Annotated in this window: 18 protein-coding genes; 13 read left to right on the forward strand and 5 right to left on the reverse strand. The window is 48.9% G+C overall.

All coding sequences use genetic code 11. From position 1 onward, the window contains the following. The first annotated feature begins 62 nt into the window (after positions 1–62). Genes HMPREF2907_RS09805 through yacG form a run of 4 tightly spaced genes read left to right on the forward strand, consistent with a single transcriptional unit; the run spans position 63 to position 3,049 of the window. Positions 63–1,304, forward strand: coding sequence for a type II secretion system F family protein (locus HMPREF2907_RS09805; protein ID WP_039863289.1), 1,242 nt, complete (start codon positions 63–65; stop codon positions 1,302–1,304). Between the two features lies 1 nt (position 1,305). Next, a complete protein-coding gene (locus HMPREF2907_RS09810; RefSeq protein WP_070682563.1) occupies positions 1,306–2,169 on the forward strand; it encodes a prepilin peptidase in 864 nt (287 codons plus the stop codon). 1 nt (position 2,170) lies between these two features. Further along, complete coding sequence (coaE, locus tag HMPREF2907_RS09815) at positions 2,171–2,800, forward strand: dephospho-CoA kinase (RefSeq protein WP_049226375.1); 630 nt, start codon at positions 2,171–2,173, stop codon at positions 2,798–2,800. A gap of 54 nt (positions 2,801–2,854) precedes the next feature. Further along, positions 2,855–3,049, forward strand: a complete 195-nt coding sequence (gene yacG / locus HMPREF2907_RS09820) for a DNA gyrase inhibitor YacG (protein WP_070682564.1) — start codon at positions 2,855–2,857, stop codon at positions 3,047–3,049. Positions 3,050–3,150: 101 nt separating this feature from the next. Here yacG and ribF read toward each other — a convergent pair whose 3' ends face one another. From ribF to lspA, 4 genes are all read right to left on the reverse strand, one after another. Beyond that, positions 3,151–4,080, reverse strand: coding sequence for a bifunctional riboflavin kinase/FAD synthetase (gene ribF, locus HMPREF2907_RS09825; protein WP_070682565.1), 930 nt, complete (start codon positions 4,078–4,080; stop codon positions 3,151–3,153). 104 nt (positions 4,081–4,184) lie between these two features. Beyond that, a complete protein-coding gene (locus HMPREF2907_RS09830) occupies positions 4,185–4,577 on the reverse strand; it encodes a hypothetical protein (protein ID WP_045074216.1) in 393 nt (130 codons plus the stop codon). 144 nt (positions 4,578–4,721) lie between these two features. Continuing rightward, on the reverse strand, positions 4,722–5,690 hold the full coding sequence (ispH, locus tag HMPREF2907_RS09835; protein WP_003756592.1) for a 4-hydroxy-3-methylbut-2-enyl diphosphate reductase: 969 nt from the start codon (positions 5,688–5,690) through the stop codon (positions 4,722–4,724). A 26-nt stretch (positions 5,691–5,716) separates the two neighbouring features. Continuing rightward, positions 5,717–6,235, reverse strand: a complete 519-nt coding sequence (gene lspA / locus HMPREF2907_RS09840) for a signal peptidase II (protein WP_070682566.1) — start codon at positions 6,233–6,235, stop codon at positions 5,717–5,719. A 252-nt stretch (positions 6,236–6,487) separates the two neighbouring features. On the opposite strand from lspA, the gene HMPREF2907_RS09845 reads away from it, so the two are divergent. The 9 genes from HMPREF2907_RS09845 to nqrF all read left to right on the forward strand — a co-directional run bounded on the left by HMPREF2907_RS09845 (position 6,488) and on the right by nqrF (position 16,843). After that, positions 6,488–6,859, forward strand: coding sequence for a hypothetical protein (locus HMPREF2907_RS09845; RefSeq protein ID WP_003762680.1), 372 nt, complete (start codon positions 6,488–6,490; stop codon positions 6,857–6,859). Between the two features lie 562 nt (positions 6,860–7,421). After that, a complete protein-coding gene (locus tag HMPREF2907_RS09850; RefSeq protein WP_210388601.1) occupies positions 7,422–8,843 on the forward strand; it encodes a surface lipoprotein assembly modifier in 1,422 nt (473 codons plus the stop codon). A gap of 411 nt (positions 8,844–9,254) precedes the next feature. Next, positions 9,255–10,676, forward strand: a complete 1,422-nt coding sequence (locus tag HMPREF2907_RS09855) for a sodium:proton antiporter (protein ID WP_070682568.1) — start codon at positions 9,255–9,257, stop codon at positions 10,674–10,676. Between the two features lie 365 nt (positions 10,677–11,041). Then, a complete protein-coding gene (locus HMPREF2907_RS09860) occupies positions 11,042–12,385 on the forward strand; it encodes a Na(+)-translocating NADH-quinone reductase subunit A (protein ID WP_070682569.1) in 1,344 nt (447 codons plus the stop codon). A 2-nt stretch (positions 12,386–12,387) separates the two neighbouring features. Then, positions 12,388–13,620: an NADH:ubiquinone reductase (Na(+)-transporting) subunit B gene (locus HMPREF2907_RS09865; RefSeq protein WP_070490881.1), complete on the forward strand. Its 1,233-nt coding sequence runs from the start codon at positions 12,388–12,390 to the stop codon at positions 13,618–13,620. Next, a complete protein-coding gene (locus HMPREF2907_RS09870; protein ID WP_070490879.1) occupies positions 13,613–14,389 on the forward strand; it encodes a Na(+)-translocating NADH-quinone reductase subunit C in 777 nt (258 codons plus the stop codon). The genes HMPREF2907_RS09865 and HMPREF2907_RS09870 overlap by 8 nt, the downstream gene beginning before the upstream one ends. Continuing rightward, positions 14,389–15,015 carry an NADH:ubiquinone reductase (Na(+)-transporting) subunit D gene (locus HMPREF2907_RS09875; protein WP_003741088.1) on the forward strand — a complete coding sequence of 209 codons (627 nt, stop codon included), beginning with the start codon at positions 14,389–14,391 and terminating at the stop codon, positions 15,013–15,015. The genes HMPREF2907_RS09870 and HMPREF2907_RS09875 overlap by 1 nt, the downstream gene beginning before the upstream one ends. A 3-nt stretch (positions 15,016–15,018) precedes the next feature. Then, positions 15,019–15,612 (forward strand): NADH:ubiquinone reductase (Na(+)-transporting) subunit E, encoded by a 594-nt coding sequence (gene nqrE / locus HMPREF2907_RS09880; RefSeq protein ID WP_003741087.1) that lies wholly within the window; start codon positions 15,019–15,021, stop codon positions 15,610–15,612. Between the two features lie 13 nt (positions 15,613–15,625). Further along, positions 15,626–16,843: an NADH:ubiquinone reductase (Na(+)-transporting) subunit F gene (gene nqrF / locus HMPREF2907_RS09885; protein ID WP_003741084.1), complete on the forward strand. Its 1,218-nt coding sequence runs from the start codon at positions 15,626–15,628 to the stop codon at positions 16,841–16,843. Between the two features lie 180 nt (positions 16,844–17,023). Here the strand turns inward: nqrF and coaBC are convergent, their stop codons facing one another. Continuing rightward, positions 17,024–18,214, reverse strand: a complete 1,191-nt coding sequence (gene coaBC, locus HMPREF2907_RS09890; RefSeq protein WP_070490875.1) for a bifunctional phosphopantothenoylcysteine decarboxylase/phosphopantothenate--cysteine ligase CoaBC — start codon at positions 18,212–18,214, stop codon at positions 17,024–17,026. Between the last annotated feature and the right edge of the window lie 213 nt (positions 18,215–18,427).

Genomic DNA, 18,427 nt, shown 5'->3' on the forward strand with positions numbered 1-18,427 from the left:
TCGAAGAAACACGGGGACTTTTGTTTTCTTCATTCTTAAACATTAAACCAAGGGGTAACAAAATGGCTCAAGCAGAGCAAAAAAGAGGCTTATTCGCTCAAAAAAATAAAGGCAAACGTTTTACGTTTGAAGGTAAAAATACCAATACGGATCAATTAGTCCGAGGCGAAGTAGTCGCCAAAGACGAAGAAGAAGCGCGTAAAAAGCTCCAACGTCGCGGGATACGCCCTTTACGTATCAGTAAAGTAAAGGCAACTAAAAAGCGTCGTATTACTCAGGAAGACATCACTGTCTTTACCCGTCAACTTGCCACCATGATGAAAGCAGGTCTGCCTTTAATGCAGGCTTTTGAAATTGTCGCACGCGGACACTCCAACCCATCCATGACTGAAATGTTGATGCAAGTCCGTGCAGATGTGGAACAAGGTAGTGCATTAGGTAAATCATTTGCCAAATACCCAAAATATTTCGACCGTTTTTATTGCAATCTGATTGCGGCCGGCGAAGCTGGCGGTGTTTTGGAAAGCCTGTTGGATAAACTTGCTGTATATAAAGAGAAAACGCAAGCCATTAAGAAAAAAGTGAAAACTGCGCTGACGTACCCAATTTCTATTGTTGTTGTTGCAATAGCATTGATCTTCGTAATGATGCGTTGGGTATTACCTGAATTTGGTAAAGTTTATGCTGGAATGGGTGCTGAATTGCCTGGTTTAACCAAAATTGTTATGGATATTTCCAAAATATTCGTGGAATATGGGTGGCTGATGATTGTTATGGTTATTGCCATTTGTTTTGGTGTTTATAAACTACATGAAAAATCACCAAATTTCCAGAAACGTATAGATGCGATGGTTTTACGTTTACCAATTTTTGGTCAAATTGTCCGTAAAGCAACTATTGCTCGCTGGGCTCGTACCACTTCCACCTTGTTTGCAGCAGGCGTACCTTTGGTAGAAGTTTTAGATTCAGTAGCAGGTGCAGCCGGTAATATCCTTTATGAGGAGGCAACACAGGACATTCGTGCGAAAGTTACTCAAGGTCTTTCTTTGACTTCGAGTATGCAAAGTACGGATATGTTCCCCAATATGGTTATTCAAATGGCCGCTATTGGTGAAGAATCCGGTTCCCTTGATGATATGCTGAATAAAGCTGCAGAGTTTTACGAGGATGAAGTTGATAACTCTGTAGCACAATTATCCTCACTGATGGAGCCCATCATTATGGTAGTTTTAGGCTCCATCATCGGAACATTGTTGGTAGCAATGTATCTGCCGCTGTTTAACCTCGGTAACGTAGTAGGTTAATATGTTGGAGTCTTTGGATACATTAGCACCATTTGCTATTCCATTATCTGTCGTTGTTGGTTTGTTGATCGGAAGTTTCCTTAATGTTGTCATTTATCGCGTTCCTGTCATGATGGAACGCGGCTGGACCCAGTTTGCGAAAGAGCATTTGCAACTTGAATTAACGGAAGAAGAGCAGCAACCATTCAATTTGATGAAACCGGATTCACGCTGCCCCAAGTGTCATGCTCCGGTAAAGGCTTGGCAAAATATTCCGATTGTCAGTTATCTGATGCTTGGCGGTAAATGCGGTTCGTGTAAAACGTCCATCAGCATCCGTTATCCCTTAATCGAATTATTGACCGGTATATTGTTTGGCGTAGTGGCGTGGCAATATGGCTGGACGATGGCGGCATTCGGTGGGTTAATATTGACTGCAATATTGATTGCATTGACCTTTATCGATGCGGATACTCAATATTTACCTGACAGCCTGACCCTGCCGTTGATATGGTTAGGCTTGCTGTTTAATTTGAACGGCACATTCGTACCATTGAAATCCGCCGTCTTAGGCGCGGTTTTCGGCTATATGAGCTTATGGCTGTTGTGTTTTATCTATAAGCTTTTGACTGGAAAAATCGGTATGGGTAACGGCGATTTTAAATTGCTGGCCGCACTAGGTGCATGGCTTGGTGTCGGCATTTTACCTGTATTGGTCTTTATGGCAGCGTTAATTGGTCTGATTGGAGCGATTATCGGACGGGTTGCCAAAGGACAATATTTTGCTTTCGGTCCGAGTTTGGCTATTGCCGGCTGGATTATTCTGGTAGCTAACGAGCCGGTACATCGTGCCGTCACTTGGTGGCTGACCGAATCAGGGTTTTAATATGACTTTATGGATAGGTTTGACGGGTGGTATCGGCAGCGGGAAATCTCAAGCAGCAAAAATCTTTTCTGATTTGGGCGTCCCGCACATTGATGCCGACGCCCTGAGCCGAAACCTGACGGCGGATAACGGTATAGCATTACCGGCTATCCGCCGTCTTTTTGGCGACAAGGTTTTTCATACCCAAAACAGTCTGAACCGTGCTGCTTTGAGGGATCTGGTTTTCAGACGACCTCAAGCCAAAAAAGAATTGGAGGAGGTGTTGCTGCCTTTGATTTTAAATGAAATCAAATCGGCAAAAACCCGCTATCCTAACGCAGCATACGGCATCATCGATGTACCTTTGCTGATTGAAAATCCGGAATTTTTAGCGGCTGTCGATAGAGTGTTGGTTATCGACGTTTCTGAAGCAACCCAAATTCTTCGCGTTCAGCAAAGAAGCGGTTTGAATACAGAAGAGATCAAGCGCATTATGAACACTCAGGCCAACCGCAAAACGCGGCTGCTCTATGCAGATGATGTCTTAGAAAATGAAGGGACTTTATCTGAATTGACCAAAAAAATTCAGGACTTGCATAGGTTTTATTTGGGATATTCCGGCAACTCGAAATTTGGTACATCATTGCCCTAACGTGAAATATCTTGAACAAAAGACAAAGCATAAATGATTTGTAAGGAACAAATAATGACTGAAGTAACGATTGTGAAATGTCCGACCTGTCAAACGCCGGTGATATGGAATGAAGAGAGTAAATACCGACCTTTTTGCAGTCAACGCTGCCGATTGATTGATTTAGGCGAATGGGCGCAAGAGAAATATACGGTTGCAGCGGAAGAAGATGATGCTTTATCTGATTCAATGGTCGGAGGCTTACAATAAGCTGTATTTAATACGTTTTTGTGAGGCTATGCAGCCCCGCTTTTTTCTCCTTGGTAGGCATTTGCTTGGTAGGATGCCATTATGGTAATGGCTGTCCAAACTTATGTTTCAGACCAATGTCGGGCATTTTTCATGTCTTGTTCGATTTGTACTTTTAATTCGGCGATACTGTCGAATTTTTTTTCGTCGCGTAATTTGTGCAGAAAACGGACGTTCAGGCGTTGTCCATAAATGTTTTCATTGAAATCAAACAGATGGACTTCAAGTTTTTGGGCGCGGTTGTTGCTGACAGTAGGGTTGAATCCGAAACTTGCCACGCCGCGTTTTGTGGTGAAAGTGCCGTCTACTTCAACGACAAATACCCCGCTTAAGGCGTAATGGTGGGGAGGGAGTTGGATGTTGGCGGTGGGGGCGTTGATGGTGCGGCCGAGTTTTTTACCGTGTTTGACTTTGCCGCTTAAGGTGTAATCGTGTCCCAGCAGTTTTTTGGCATAGTCTAATCGTCCGTCAGAAAGCGCATTACGCACGGCGGTACTGCTGGTACGGATGTCTTCTACGATAACAGATGGGGTACGATCGGTTTGAATATCAGGTTGTGCTGCCAAAAGTTCGAAATCGCCACGGCGACCTGCTCCGAAACGGAAGTCATCTCCAATCAACAGATAACGCGTATTCAACGTCTTGCGTAAAAGCAGATTGATAAAGTCTTGGGCATCCATATCGGCAAATGTTTGGTTAAACCGCAGCACCCAAACTGCATCGACACAGCCGGTTTGTTCAAGCAAATTTAGTTTGGTGCGCAAAGGGCTGATACGGTAGGGCTGTTTTTTACCGGTTTGTCGGGCAAAAAATTCTTTGGGTTGTGGTTCGAAGATAACGACGACAACTGGAAGCCCCCGTGCATCGGCTTCTTGCTTGAGTTTTTGGAGAATGTGTTTGTGTCCGAGGTGCACGCCGTCGAAATTACCGATGGTAACGGCACTTCCCTGAGGGAAGTCGGGCATGCGATGCTGACCGAGCCAGATTTTCATGAGTCATTTATGCGGTTCGTAAACGGACGGGTATTGTAAACGTTCTTGGTGTTTATATAAACCACAGGTCGTCTGAATATGTTTTCAGACGACCTGTGTCGTCTTTACCACCAAAACGGCGGACGGTAAAAAGGGTAGCCCCAAGGGTCGTAATAGTTGTAATAATAGCGTGCTTCTTGGAGTTGCTGCTGGGAGATGTGGTTTTGCCATGCCATTTTGTAGCAGGCTTGGAACATGGGGTCGGAAACTTTATCTATATATTTCAAGCGGAAGGATTTTTGCTGTTCTGTCGTTTGAACGGAGCGGTTGTCCGCCAGCTCGAACTGTTTTTGTATCAATCGGGCGGTTTCGGGGTCACACTGGGCGGCCAAGTGGATTTGCAGGTTTTGTTCTTCCTGTTTTCGAGCCTGTGCGCGTGCGGCGAGTTGCTCCGGCGTGGCAGCGCAGGCAGTCAGGAAGACGAGGGTGGAGAGCGATAAAAAGCGTAATGGGTTCATGATGTTGCCCCTTTAAGGTGATGATAACCAATGTACGCTGACGGCTGGTCGAGTGCAAGGGGTAAATAGGTAAAGGTCGTCTGAAAACGGGTTTCAGACGACCTTTTTGTTTTGCCGCTTGGATGAAAAGGTTGGGTAAACAGTTTAACCTTTATTGAGTATCTGTTTGTTTTCGCCTTCGCGCCGCAGCTCTTTGGGGAGGACGAAGACGATACTTTCTTCCGCGCCTTCGCCTTCGCGTATGGTTTCGTGTCCCCATTGCTGTATGGTTTGCAGGACTTCTCTGACTAAAACTTCGGGTGCGGACGCGCCGGCGGTTACGCCGACTTTGTGTTTGCCTTCGAACCATTCGCGTTGCAGGTAGCCGGCGTTGTCGACCATATAGGCATCGACGCCGCGTTGGGCGGCGACTTCGCGCAGGCGGTTGCTGTTGGAAGAGTTGGGCGAGCCGACGACGATGACGATGTCGCATTCTTCCGCCAATTCTTTGACGGCGGTTTGGCGGTTGGTCGTGGCGTAGCAGATGTCTTCTTTGTGCGGGTTGCGGATGTTGGGGAAACGGGCGTTCAGCGCGGCGATGATGTCTTTGGTTTCATCGACGGACAGGGTGGTTTGGCTGACGTAGGCGAGTTTGTCGGGGTTTTTGACTTGCAGCCCGGCGACGTCTTCAACGGTTTCGACCAGCAGCATCCTGCCGGGCGGAAGCTGTCCCATGGTGCCTTCGACTTCGACGTGGCCTTTGTGTCCGATCATGATGATTTCGCAATCTTGCGCGTCGAGGCGGGCGACTTCTTTGTGGACTTTGGTCACGAGCGGGCAGGTGGCATCAAATACGCGGAACCCGCGTTCGGCGGCTTCCTGCTGAACGGCTTTGGAGACGCCGTGTGCCGAGTAAATCAGGATGGCGCCTTTGGGTACGTCGGCGAGGTCTTCGATGAATACCGCGCCTTTTTCGCGCAGGTTGTCGACGACGAATTTGTTGTGGACGACTTCGTGGCGGACGTAAACCGGTGCGCCGAATTCTTCCAGCGCGCGCTCGACGATGCTGATGGCGCGGTCAACGCCGGCGCAGAAACCGCGCGGGTTGGCAAGGATGATGGTTTTTTGGGTCATATGTATGGTCCGGATTTCAGACGACCTTATGGGTTGTCGGTTGTTGTTTCCTCGGTTGGTTTGGGTTGTTTTTTGTGGAACAGTCCGTCCAAAACCAATAAAACGGCACCGACGCAGATAAAGCTGTCGGCAACATTAAACGCGGGATAATACCAATCCTTCCAGTAAAACAGTAGGAAATCAACGACATGACCATGAATCAAGCGGTCGATGGCATTGCCGAGCGCGCCGCCGATAATCATGGCCGCGCCGATTTTGCCCGAAAGGCGGAACTCGTCGCGCAGGATGGCGCGGGCGAGATAGGCGCTGATGACGAGTGCCAGCCCTAAGAAAAAGAATTTCTGCCAGCCGCCTTGGTCGGCAAGGAAACTGAACGCCGCGCCGGGGTTGTAGGCAAGGGTCAGGTCGAATAAGGAAGGGATGATGTTGAGTCGCTCGCCTTCTTGGAAGTGGGCGAGGATTTCCCATTTGGTCAGTTGGTCAAGCGCGATGCCGGTCAGCGCGATCAGCAGGTAGGCGGTTTTTTTGGAAAGGGAGGAAGACATTTGGTTGAAGCTGCCTGAATAAAAACAAAGCGGCTATTTTACCCGAAAGCGCAAAAGCCGTGTTTCAAAAGGTCTTCTGAAAACCTTTTATTACAGGCAAGGCGCAGGGTTTTGCAGGGTTATCGCAAAACCGCGTAAACGCTGCGCGCAAAAACACTGTCATACGTAAAACAAGGTTTATTTGCTTGATAGGGTGTTGCCTTGCCGATAACATGGCGGCGTTTTTATATGCCTTCCCCGAAAGGATACAGTATGGCTAAAACAAAATCTTTATTGGCAACCGGTATTTTGGCGCTTTTCTCCGCCACCGCCTTCGCAGCCCCGCTTCCTGCCGAAATTTACCTTCCCGCAGGCGCGCATACGGTTAAAGCCGATCGTCAGGGCAACGGCGAATTCGAATACGAAGCCGAGCTGCCCGCACGCGGCAACCCGATTCCGTCTTTGGCGAAAAAAGTCATCGCCCACGCGCGCAGCAAAGGTTTTCAAGTGGTCGAATCTGAAATCAAACACGACGATGCCGATTTGAAATTCAAACGTGGCAGACAAGAATTGGACGTGTCCATCGAAAACAAAGGACACGGTCGCATCGAATACAAAGCTGATTTAGACTTGGACAAACGCTAAATCGACACATACCGCAAAGGTCGTCTGAAAAGAGGTTTCAGACGACCTTTTTGCATGGCGGCGTTAATAATCGTTTATGGTTTTTATAGTGGATTAACTTTAAACCAGTACGGCGTTGCCTCGCCCTTAGCTCAAAGAGAACGATTCTCTAAGGTGCTGAAGCACCAAGTGAATCGGTTCCGTACTATCTGTACTGTCTGCGGCTTCGTCGCCTTGTCCTGATTTAAAATACAACATTTGCTTTATCCGTGAAAACCGCTTAGAAGAAAATACAGGTCGTCTGAAACCTCTTTTCAGACGACCTTTGCATAGGATTGGACAAACGGCATTCAAGCAGCAGGGTAGGGTGGATTCGCGTCGAATCAAAATAAAGCCAAATCATGCCGTATCGTTTTATTTGCCACCGCAATATTTTGTTTTACTGTAAAACACGGTAAAATCCGCGCTCAAAACAATATAAAGCAAAACCATGCCCGAAAGCACCAAAATGCCCGATATGGTTTCGCCTCAAATAAAAAACGCAGATTCATGCACCATTGCAACCCAAACGTCTTACGAAATCATGAAAACACTCTTACTCCTCTCCCTGCTCGCCGTGTCCGCAGCAGAAGCCGCCGATGTGCCGTCCGAGCCTCAAAACCAGCCTGCCCCCGAGTTGCAGGTCAAAACGGCAGAACCTGCCCCCGTCGAAGCAGAAGCGGCCAAACCTGCCGCCGAAACGTCGTCTGAAAAAGTCGTCAACGTCGATGCCAAAACCCTGCTCGACAATCCCCAATTGCTTTCCCGCGCCATGTATTCCGCCGTTGTTTCACGCAACATCGCGGGCATCAAAGTCGTCCTGCCGATTTACGAACAATGGCCGGGACACGATAAAAACATGGCGCTCTACGCACGCGGACTGGTTGCCCAAAACGACGGCAAAATGAAAGAAGCCATCGGGTATTACCGTCAATTTATCGCCGAAACCCCCGATGCCCCCGTCGTCCGCTGGCAGCTTGCCATCGCTTTGTTTGAAGACAAGCAAAACGAAGCAGCCGCCGACCAGTTTGACAAACTCAAAACAGAAGCCAATCTGCCCGAGCCGTTCGTCAAAGGCATCGAATCCTACCGCAAAGCATTGCGCGAGCGCGATTCGTGGAAATTCAATGCCGGCTTGAGCGTTACCCGCGAACAAAACATCAACCAAGCCCCCAGCCGCCGCACATACGGCAACTGGACCTTCCCCGATCCTATCGACGCCACCGCCATCAACTACCAACTCGGCGCAGAGAAAAAATGGTCGCTGCCCAAAGGCTGGTACGTTACGGCAGGCGCGGACAATTACGGCAAAATTTATCCCGAACAAACCAAGTATAACGACGTGACCACTCGCTTCTCAGTGGGCGCAGGCTACGCCGACCAGCGCAACGACATCGGCTTGACCCCGTTCCACGAACGCCGTTTCTACGGCAACGATCCTTACACCTATTCCAGCGGTGCGCGCCTGCACATCAACCGCTGGTGGCAGCCTAAACTGCAAACCTTGAGCGCCGTTGAAATGGGTCGTCTGAAAAACACCCGCCGCGCCCGTTCCGACAACAACAACCGCCTTCTGAGCAATTCCGTCGTCTATTACCGAAACGCCCGCCAATATTGGGTCGGCGGTTTCGACATCTATCAGGAACGCAATAAAGAAGATACAACCGACAACTTCGACCGTTATAGCCTCCGTACCGCATGGGGGCAGGAATGGGGCAAAGGATTGTCCACCATGTTGCGGCTGAGTGCGGCGCAACGCCGTTATCAAACGCCTAGTCTTTTGAGCGGTCAGGAAAACCGTCGCGATAAAGAAGCGGATATTTCGCTCGCCGTGTGGCACCGCGCTTTCCATTTCAAAGGCATTACCCCGCGCCTGACCGTCGCCCATCACAAAACATGGAGCAACGACAAATATAATGAATACGGCAAAACCAGAATGTTTGTCGAGTTCAGCAAAACGTTCTGATTGTGTTTGGTTTGAATAATAAAAGGTCGTCTGAAATTTTTCAGACGACCTTTAACTTTTTTATTTGCGTAAGGGCGGATTGTGTAAATTTTTGGAAGAATAAATCTAAAGTTATATTTCGATAGTTTACATTGTTGTTTACCTAGCATTTTATTTTCAAAAGGATTTTGAAAATATGGTTGGCTGAATAGGGTGTAACAGCTGCTTGAAGATTCGGAAACAGGGTAGGGCGGTCGGTTATTTTGACTGGTTTGGGGCGGGGTTTTCACTTACAATCAAACAAGGTTTACGTATGGCAACATTTCTCCGTTCAATGTCAGGATGGGTCGCAGACGTTTTCTGTTCGACTTCGTGGCATTGTTCGGGCGTGTTTGTTCGGGCTTTTGCCTGTAAGAAAAACAAGGAAAAACAATGCGCCACTTACCAATTTTATCCCTCATCTTATTCCCCACTTTGTCGCACGCCGCCGATTTTGACGGCGCGTCGCTCAGTCTGTTTTGGGGTGCGCCGTTCGCGTTGATTCTTTTGTCTATTGCGTTGGGGCCGCTCTTTTTTGCGCATACTTGGCATCACCATTTTGGCAAGATTACCGCGTTTTGGACGCTGCTGTTTCTAGTTCCGTTTGCCGCTGTGTTCGGTTTCGGCGCGGTCGTTCATACGGTCGCTCATGCGCTGGTTGAGGAATATATTCCGTTTATCCTGCTGCTTTTGGCTTTGTATACGATTTCGGGCGGGATTTTGGTTTGGGGTAAGCTGCACGGTACGCCTGCGTTGAATACCGGATTGTTGGCGGCGGGTACGGTGATGGCTTCCTTTATGGGAACGACCGGTGCGGCAATGTTGATGATTCGTCCGCTGCTGAAGGCAAACCATTATCGCAAGAAAAAGGTGCATGTTGTTGTATTTTTTATCTTTTTGGTGGCAAATATTGGCGGCGGTCTGACGCCGTTGGGCGATCCTCCGTTGTTTCTGGGTTTCTTGAAGGGCGTGGATTTCATGTGGACGGTGAAACACATGTTGATGCCCGTATTGATCAGTACGGTGGTGTTGTTGCTGGTGTTTTATATTATCGACAGCCGCTATCACGCGCGTGAAGCCAATGAGGAGCAGATTCAGCAGGAAGAGGAAGTCGAGGAAGATTTGCGGATTGCCGGTAAATGGAATTTCTTGCTGCTGGCGGGCGTGGTCGGTTCGGTTTTGCTGTCCGGTTTGTGGAAGCCCGACCATCCTGGATTCGAAATCTTGGGCAGCCACTATGCGTTGCAAAATTTGGTGCGCGATGTGATTTTGCTGGTGTTGACCATTGTTTCGCTGCTGATTACGCCTAAGCAGGTTAGGGCGGGTAATGAATTCAATTTCGACCCGATTGCCGAAGTGGGCAAACTGTTTTTAGGTATTTTCATCACGATTTCTCCTGTCTTGGCAATTTTGAAGGCAGGCGAAGCGGGTGCGCTGGGCGCGGTGGTATCGTTGGTGCATGATGCTTCGGGTAATCCGATTAATACGATGTATTTCTGGATGAGCGGTTTGTTGTCCGCCTTTTTGGATAATGCGCCGACTTATTTGGTGTTCTTCAATATGGCGGGCGGCGATGCTCAGGCTCTGATGACGGGGCATTTGTTCCATTCGCTGTTGGCCATATCCATGGGTTCGGTGTTTATGGGTGCGCTCACTTATATCGGTAATGCGCCGAACTTTATGGTTAAGGCGATTGCTGAGCAACGCGGTATCCCGATGCCGACTTTCTTTGGTTATATGATGTGGTCGGTAGGGGTATTGATTCCGCTGTTTATATTGCACACGCTGATTTTCTTTGTTTGGCAGTTGTTCTGATACTTGCCTGCCCTTAAAAGGTCGTCTGAAAACCTGATTCTTGTGATTCGGTTTTCAGACGACCTTTTTGTATTCTGCCGCTTGTTTTGAAGAGATTAATTTTTGGCATCAATATGTTGTGCTTTTATTGAGGACTTATTTCTCGCGGGATATGGGACAGAAGGCTGGAAAAAATCTGCGTAAATCTGACATAAAGCGGGCTGTTCCTGCTAAAATCGAACACTTTACAGTTTTCATTTAATTGTTGTTTTCCGTAAGTAAGGCTTTACTTTCAGACGACCTCTCCCGCGCTTTCCCGTTTCAAACGTCGTCTGAAAAGTTGGATCATTTTATTCTGTTTAACTCATCACAAGTAATGCAAACCTATGATTAAAATCAAAAAAGGCCTAGACCTGCCCATCGCGGGCAGACCGGAGCAAGCCGTTTACGACGGTCCGGCCATTACCGAAGTCGCGTTGCTTGGCGAAGAATATGCCGGTATGCGCCCCTCGATGAAAGTCAAGGAAGGCGATGCCGTCAAAAAAGGCCAAGTGCTGTTTGAAGACAAGAAAAATCCGGGCGTGGTGTTTACTGCGCCGGCTTCCGGCAAAATCGCTGCGATTCACCGCGGCGAAAAACGTGTGCTTCAGTCGGTTGTGATTGCCGTTGAGGGCGATGACGAAATCGAGTTCGAACGCTACGCGCCCGATGCGTCGGCAAACTTAAGCGGCGAAGAGGTGCGCCGCAATCTGATTCAATCCGGTTTGTGGACTGCGCTGCGCACTCGTCCGTTCAGCAAAATCCCCGCCGTCGATGCCGAGCCGTTCGCCATTTTCGTCAATGCGATGGACACCAATCCGCTGGCGGCAGACCCTGTGGTCGTTATCAAAGAAGCCGCCGAGGATTTCAGACGAGGTTTGCTGGTGTTGAGCCGTCTGACCGAACGCAAAATCCATGTTTGTAAAGCAGCCGGTGCGGACGTGCCGTCTGAAAACGCCGCCAACATTGAAACGCACGAATTCGGCGGCCCTCATCCCGCTGGTTTGAGCGGTACGCACATTCATTTCATCGAGCCTGTCGGCGCGAATAAAACCGTTTGGACCATCAATTATCAAGACGTGATTGCCATCGGACGTTTGTTTGTAACAGGTCGTCTGAATGCCGAGCGCGTGGTTGCCTTGGGCGGGCCGCAAGTCAACAAACCACGCCTCTTGCGTACCGTTTTGGGTGCGAAAGTGTCGCAAATCACCGCCGGCGAATTGGTTGACGCGGACAACCGCGTGATTTCCGGTTCGGTATTGAACGGCGCAATTGCACAAGGCGCGCATGATTATTTGGGACGCTACCACAATCAGATTTCCGTTATCGAAGAAGGCCGCAGCAAAGAGCTGTTCGGCTGGGTTGCGCCGCAGCCGGATAAATACTCGATTACGCGTACGACCCTCGGTCATTTCCTGAAAAACAAACTCTTCAAGTTCACGACAGCCGTCAACGGCGGCGACCGCGCTATGGTTCCCATCGGTACTTACGAGCGCGTGATGCCGCTGGACATCCTGCCTACCTTGCTTCTGCGCGATTTAATCGTCGGCGATACCGACAGCGCGCAGGCTTTGGGTTGCTTGGAATTGGACGAAGAAGACCTCGCTTTGTGCAGCTTTGTCTGCCCGGGTAAATACGAATACGGCCCGCTGTTGCGCAAGGTGCTGGAAACCATTGAGAAGGAAGGCTGATTATGGGCTTGAAACATTTTCTGGAAAAAATCGAACCGCACTTCCTGCCGGGCGGCAAGCATGAAAAATGGTATGCCCTCTATGAAGCTGCGGCGACGATTTTCTATACATCCGGCGCGGTAACGCGCAAAGCGGCGCACGTCCGCGACGCGCTTGACTCCAAACGCATGATGATTTTGGTGTGGCTGGCTTTGTTCCCCGCCATGTTTTACGGTATGTACAACGTCGGCGCGCAGGCATTCGGTGCGTTGACGCCTGATTTGCTGCAACAAAGCATCGCCAACGATTGGCATTACGCCCTTGCCAACGCCTTGGGCATCAATATGTCGTCTGAAGCGGGCGTGTTGGGCAAAATGCTGTTCGGCGCGATTTACTTCCTGCCGATTTACGCGACCGTATTTGCCGTCGGCGGTTTCTGGGAAGTTTTGTTCGCCACCGTGCGTAAACATGAAATCAACGAAGGTTTCTTCGTTACTTCGATTTTGTTTGCCTTAATCGTTCCGCCTACGCTGCCGCTGTGGCAGGCTGCCTTGGGTATTACCTTCGGCGTGGTGGTTGCGAAAGAGGTGTTCGGCGGTACGGGTAAAAATTTTATGAACCCCGCACTGGCAGGCCGTGCCTTCTTGTTCTTCGCCTATCCTGCGAATATTACCGGCGACACCGTTTGGACGGCGGTTGACGGCTATTCCGGCGCAACTGCGCTGGCGCAATGGGCGGCAAATGGTTCAGAAGGCCTGAAAAATGCCGTTACCAATCAATCCATCACTTGGATGGATGCGTTTATCGGTAACTTGCCCGGTTCTATCGGCGAAGTATCCACTTTGGCGCTTTTAATCGGCGGCGCGTTTATCGTGTTTGCACGCATCGCTTCTTGGCGCATTATTGCCGGCGTGATGATCGGTATGATTGCCATGTCTTCGCTGTTTAATGTTATCGGTTCGGACACCAATCCGATGTTCAGCATGCCTTGGTACTGGCATCTGGTCGTCGGCGGCTTCGCCATCGGTATGCTGTTTATGGCGACCGACCCTGTTTCCGCTTCATTTACCAATGTCGGCAAATGGTGGTACGGCGCGCTAATCGGCGTGATGTGCGTGTTAATCCGCGTGGTCAATCCGGCTTACCCTGAAGGCATGATGTTGGCGATTCTGTTTGCCAACCTGTTTGCCCCGATTTTCGACTATTTCGTCGCACAAGCGAACATCAAACGCAGAAAGGCGCGCAGCAATGGCTAAGAAATTCGATAAAGACAGCTTCAGCGGCACGCTGATTGTGGTTTTGGCGGTCAGCCTGATTTGCTCGGTCATCGTGGCGGGCGCGGTTGTCGGCTTGAAACCGGTGCAGGAAAAGCAAAAGGTTCAGGATAAGCAAAGCTACATCCTGAGCGTTGCCGGTTTGCTCGATAAGAATACCGACATCAGCAAAACCTTTGCCGACCGCATCGAACAACGCGTGGTCGATTTGGCGACCGGCGAATATGTGAAAGACGCGCCGAAAGATTTCAGCGCGCGCGTTGCCGCCAAAGACCCTGCGCAAAGCATCCAAATCAAACCTGAAGACGATTTGGCAGGCATCAAAAGCCGCGCTAAATACACCGAAGTTTATTTGGTAAAAGGCGATGACGGCAAAGTCAGCCAAATCATCCTGCCTATGCACGGCAACGGTTTGTGGTCAGTCATGTACGGCTTCGTCGCCATCCAACCTGACGGAAACACCATCAACGGCATCACTTACTACGATCAAGGCGAAACTCCGGGCTTGGGCGGCGAAATCGGCAATCCGTTGTGGCAACAAAAATTCGTCGGCAAAAAACTCTTTAACGAACAAGGCAAACTTGCCCTGCACGTCGGCAAAGGCGCGAGTTCCGATAAAGAACACGGCGTAGATGCACTCTCCGGCGCATCGCTGACTTCCAAAGGCGTACAAGGCTCGTTCGACTACTGGTTCGGCGAAAACGGCTATATCCCCTACCTGAACAAATTGAAATCAGCAGGAGCACAATAATGGCTGATATGAAACGCTTGAAACATTTAATGTTTTCACCCTTTATCGATAACAACCCGATTGCCTTGCAGGTTTTGGGTATTTGTTCGGCGCTGGCGGTTACCACCAAACTTCAGACGGCCATCGTGATGGGTATTTCCGTCAGTTTGGTAACCGGTTTTTCCAGCTTCTTCATCTCGCTGGTGCGCAACTACATCCCGAACAGCATCCGCATTATCGTGCAGATGGCGATTGTCGCGTCGCTGGTTACGCTGGTTGACCAATTGTTGCAGGCCTATGCCTACGAATTGTCCAAACAGCTCTCCGTATTCGTCGGTCTGATTATTACCAACTGTATCGTGATGGGTCGTGCCGAAGCCTTCGCCATGAAAGAGCCGCCGCTGGAAAGCTTGGTGGACGGTATCGGTCAGGGCGCGGGTTACGGTATGTTGCTGATTATTATCGCCAGCATCCGTGAATTGATCGGTTCGGGCAAACTCTTTGGTTACACCATTTTCCAAACCGTACAGGATGGCGGCTGGTATCAAACCAACGGCCTCTTTCTGCTGGCACCGAGCGCGTTCTTCATCATCGGCTTTTTGATTTGGGGTTTGCGTACTTGGAAACCCGAACAGGCGGAGAAATAAGACATGGAACACTACTTAAGCCTTTTTGTGAAATCCGTCTTCATTGAAAACATGGCGCTGTCCTTCTTCTTGGGCATGTGTACTTTCTTGGCGGTATCGAAAAAAGTATCCACCGCATTCGGCTTGGGCGTTGCCGTTACCTTCGTACTCGGTCTGTCCGTCCCTGCCAACCAGCTCGTTTACTCGCTGCTCAAAGACGGCGCGATTGTCGAAGGCGTAGATTTGACTTTCCTGAAATTCATCACCTTCATCGGCGTGATTGCAGCTTTGGTGCAGATTTTGGAAATGTTCTTGGACAAATTCTTCCCCGCCCTCTATAACGCGTTGGGTATTTACCTGCCGCTGATTACCGTAAACTGCGCGATTTTCGGTGCCGTTTCGTTTATGGCGCAACGCGAATACAACTTCGGCGAATCCGTCGTGTATGGTTTCGGTGCAGGCTTGGGCTGGATGTTGGCGATTGTCGCTTTGGCGGGCATTACCGAAAAAATGAAATATTCGGACGCACCCAAAGGCCTCAAAGGACTGGGTATCACCTTCATCTCCGCCGGCCTGATGGCGATGGCGTTTATGTCGTTCTCCGGCATCCAGTTATAAGAAAGGATTCGGCATGGAAATTATTTTAGGTATCGTGATGTTTACCGTCATCGTCTTGGCTTTGGCACTGATGATTCTGTTTGCCAAATCCAAGCTGGTGAGCGAGGGCGACATCACCATCAAAGTCAATGATGAAAAAGAGCTGACTATGCCCGCCGGCGGCAAACTGTTGGGTGCACTTGCCAGTCAAGGCATCTTCGTTCCCTCCGCCTGCGGTGGAGGTGGTTCGTGCGGACAATGCCGCGTTGTCGTGAAAAGCGGCGGCGGCGACATTCTGCCGACCGAGTTGTCCCATATCAGCAAACGCGAAGCACGCGAAGGCTGCCGTCTGTCTTGTCAGGTCAACGTCAAAACCGACATGGACATCGAAGTGCCGGAAGAAGTGTTCGGCGTGAAAAAATGGGAATGCACCGTCATCTCCAACGACAATAAAGCCACGTTCATTAAAGAACTCAAGCTTGCCATTCCCGAAGGCGAAGAAGTTCCCTTCCGCGCCGGCGGCTACATCCAAATCGAAGCCCCGCCGCATACCGTCGCCTACAAAGATTTCGACATTCCTAAGGAATATCATGAAGACTGGGACAAATACAATCTGTGGCAATACGTTTCCAAAGTAGACGAGCCGATTTTGCGCGCTTACTCCATGGCTTCATATCCAGAAGAAAAAGGCATCATCATGCTGAACGTGCGTATCGCCACGCCGCCTCCGCGCGTACCCGATGCGCCTCCTGGACAAATGTCGTCTTACATCTGGTCGCTCAAACCTGGCGACAAAGTAACCATCTCTGGCCCGTTCGGCGAATTCTTCGCCAAAGACACCGATGCCGAAATGGTATTCATCGGCGGCGGTGCAGGTATGGCGCCGATGCGCTCCCACATTTTTGACCAGTTGAAACGTTTGAACTCCAAACGCAAAATCACCTTCTGGTACGGCGCACGTTCCAAACGTGAAATGTTCTATGTTGAAGACTTCGACCAACTCGCGGCAGAGTTCCCGAACTTCACATGGCACGTCGCCTTGTCCGACCCGCTGCCGGAAGACAACTGGGACGGTTACACAGGCTTCATCCACAACGTGGTTTACGAAAACCATCTGAAAAACCACGAAGCCCCCGAAGACTGCGAATTCTATATGTGCGGCCCTCCGATCATGAACCAATCCGTCATCAAAATGCTCAAAGACTTGGGCGTGGAAGATGAAAACATCCTCTTGGATGACTTCGGCGGTTAAAATTTGACCTCAAATGCAAAAGGAAGAAACCTCGGTTTTTTCCTTTTTTTGTTTAGATTAAAGATGAAGGTCGTCTGAAAACAGGGAAACGGGTTTCGTTAAAATTTTCAGACGACCTTTGGACTTTTCAGAAAAATAGCATTGTTCTCACTTATTTTGAGAATTATTTTGCTATATTGTTCATGATGAACGATTCAGACGAGCTGCAAGATGTTTGACAATGTTATCTGCTGCTTGACGTTTATCTGTTTCTGGAAATGAAATCTCATTTTCGTCATCAATAATGGTGATTTGATTAGTCGTTTTTCCCATTGACTGGGAAATTTGATTTGCAACCAGCATAGGGATATTTTTTCTGATTCTTTTGACTCTGGCATATTCTAGGACGCGTTCGCTTTCAGCGGCAAACCCGACACAGAAGGGAGTGTTAGGCAAAGAAGCAATGGAAGCGAGAATATCAGGGTTTTCCGTTAATTCGATAACAGGAACTTTACCGGAACCATCTTTTTTTATTTTTTGGGAACTGCTATTTTTCACCTTATAGTCAGCAACAGCTGCAACGGAGATAAATACATCTTGGTTGGTAATATGATTGTGAACAGCGCGGAACATTTCTTCAGCGCTTACGGCTTGTTCTGTATGTAAAAGTCCGGTCGGAATAGTAGTTTGGAGTTGTCCATAAATTAAAGTTACTTTAGCCCCTGCAGCCCTGCATGCCCGTGCTAAAGCTGTACCCATCTGTCCGCTAGAGATGTTTGTAATACCGCGTACAGGGTCGATGGCTTCAAACGTTGCTCCGGCTGTGATTAAAATACGTTTGCCTAATAAGATTTTGGGTATCCATAAGTCGGAAATTAAATCAGCCAAATCAGCTGCTTCAAGCATTCGGCCAAGTCCAATTTCCCCACAGGCCTGTTCGCCATACGCCGGCTGGAAGACAGTAATACCGTCTGAACGTAGTTGTTCGATATTGCGTAGATTGGCAGGATTGTTCCACATCTCTACATTCATGGCGGGAGCAACTGCTAAAGGACATTTCCGTGCGGCAACAAGATTGGTCAGGAGGTTATCCGCAATGCCATAGGAAATTTTTGCAATCGTATTGGCTGTTGCCGGTGCAATGACCAACGCATCTGCCTCACGTGTTAAATTAATATGAGCCATGCCATTTCCTAAGCCATTTTCATGCGTATCTGTTAGAACAGGATTTCCGCTTAAGGCCTGAAAAGTCAGTGGTGAAATAAATTCGGTTGATGCTGTGCTCATTACCACACTGACTGAATGTCCCTGTTTTTTCAACAAGCGTACCAACTCACAAGACTTATAAGCGGCAATACCGCCACTAATACCCAGCAGAATATGTTTACTCATGATTAAAATACATGTTCAAAATATGTTTATACTAACATGGATAAAGAATAAACAAGTAATTTTGAGGAAGACCTATATATGTCAACGAGGTGATGTAATATTCAGGAGGGTAAATATTTTCTGAATGAGCAAGATTGGTAAAACATGATGTGAAATTGAACACCAAAGGTCGTCTGAAAACTATGAACTGCACCCCAAAAGTTGGACATCCCC

Origin of the sequence: Neisseria sp. HMSC055H02, from assembly GCF_001813335.1 — a bacterium.
GTDB lineage: Bacteria > Pseudomonadota > Gammaproteobacteria > Burkholderiales > Neisseriaceae > Neisseria > Neisseria sicca_C.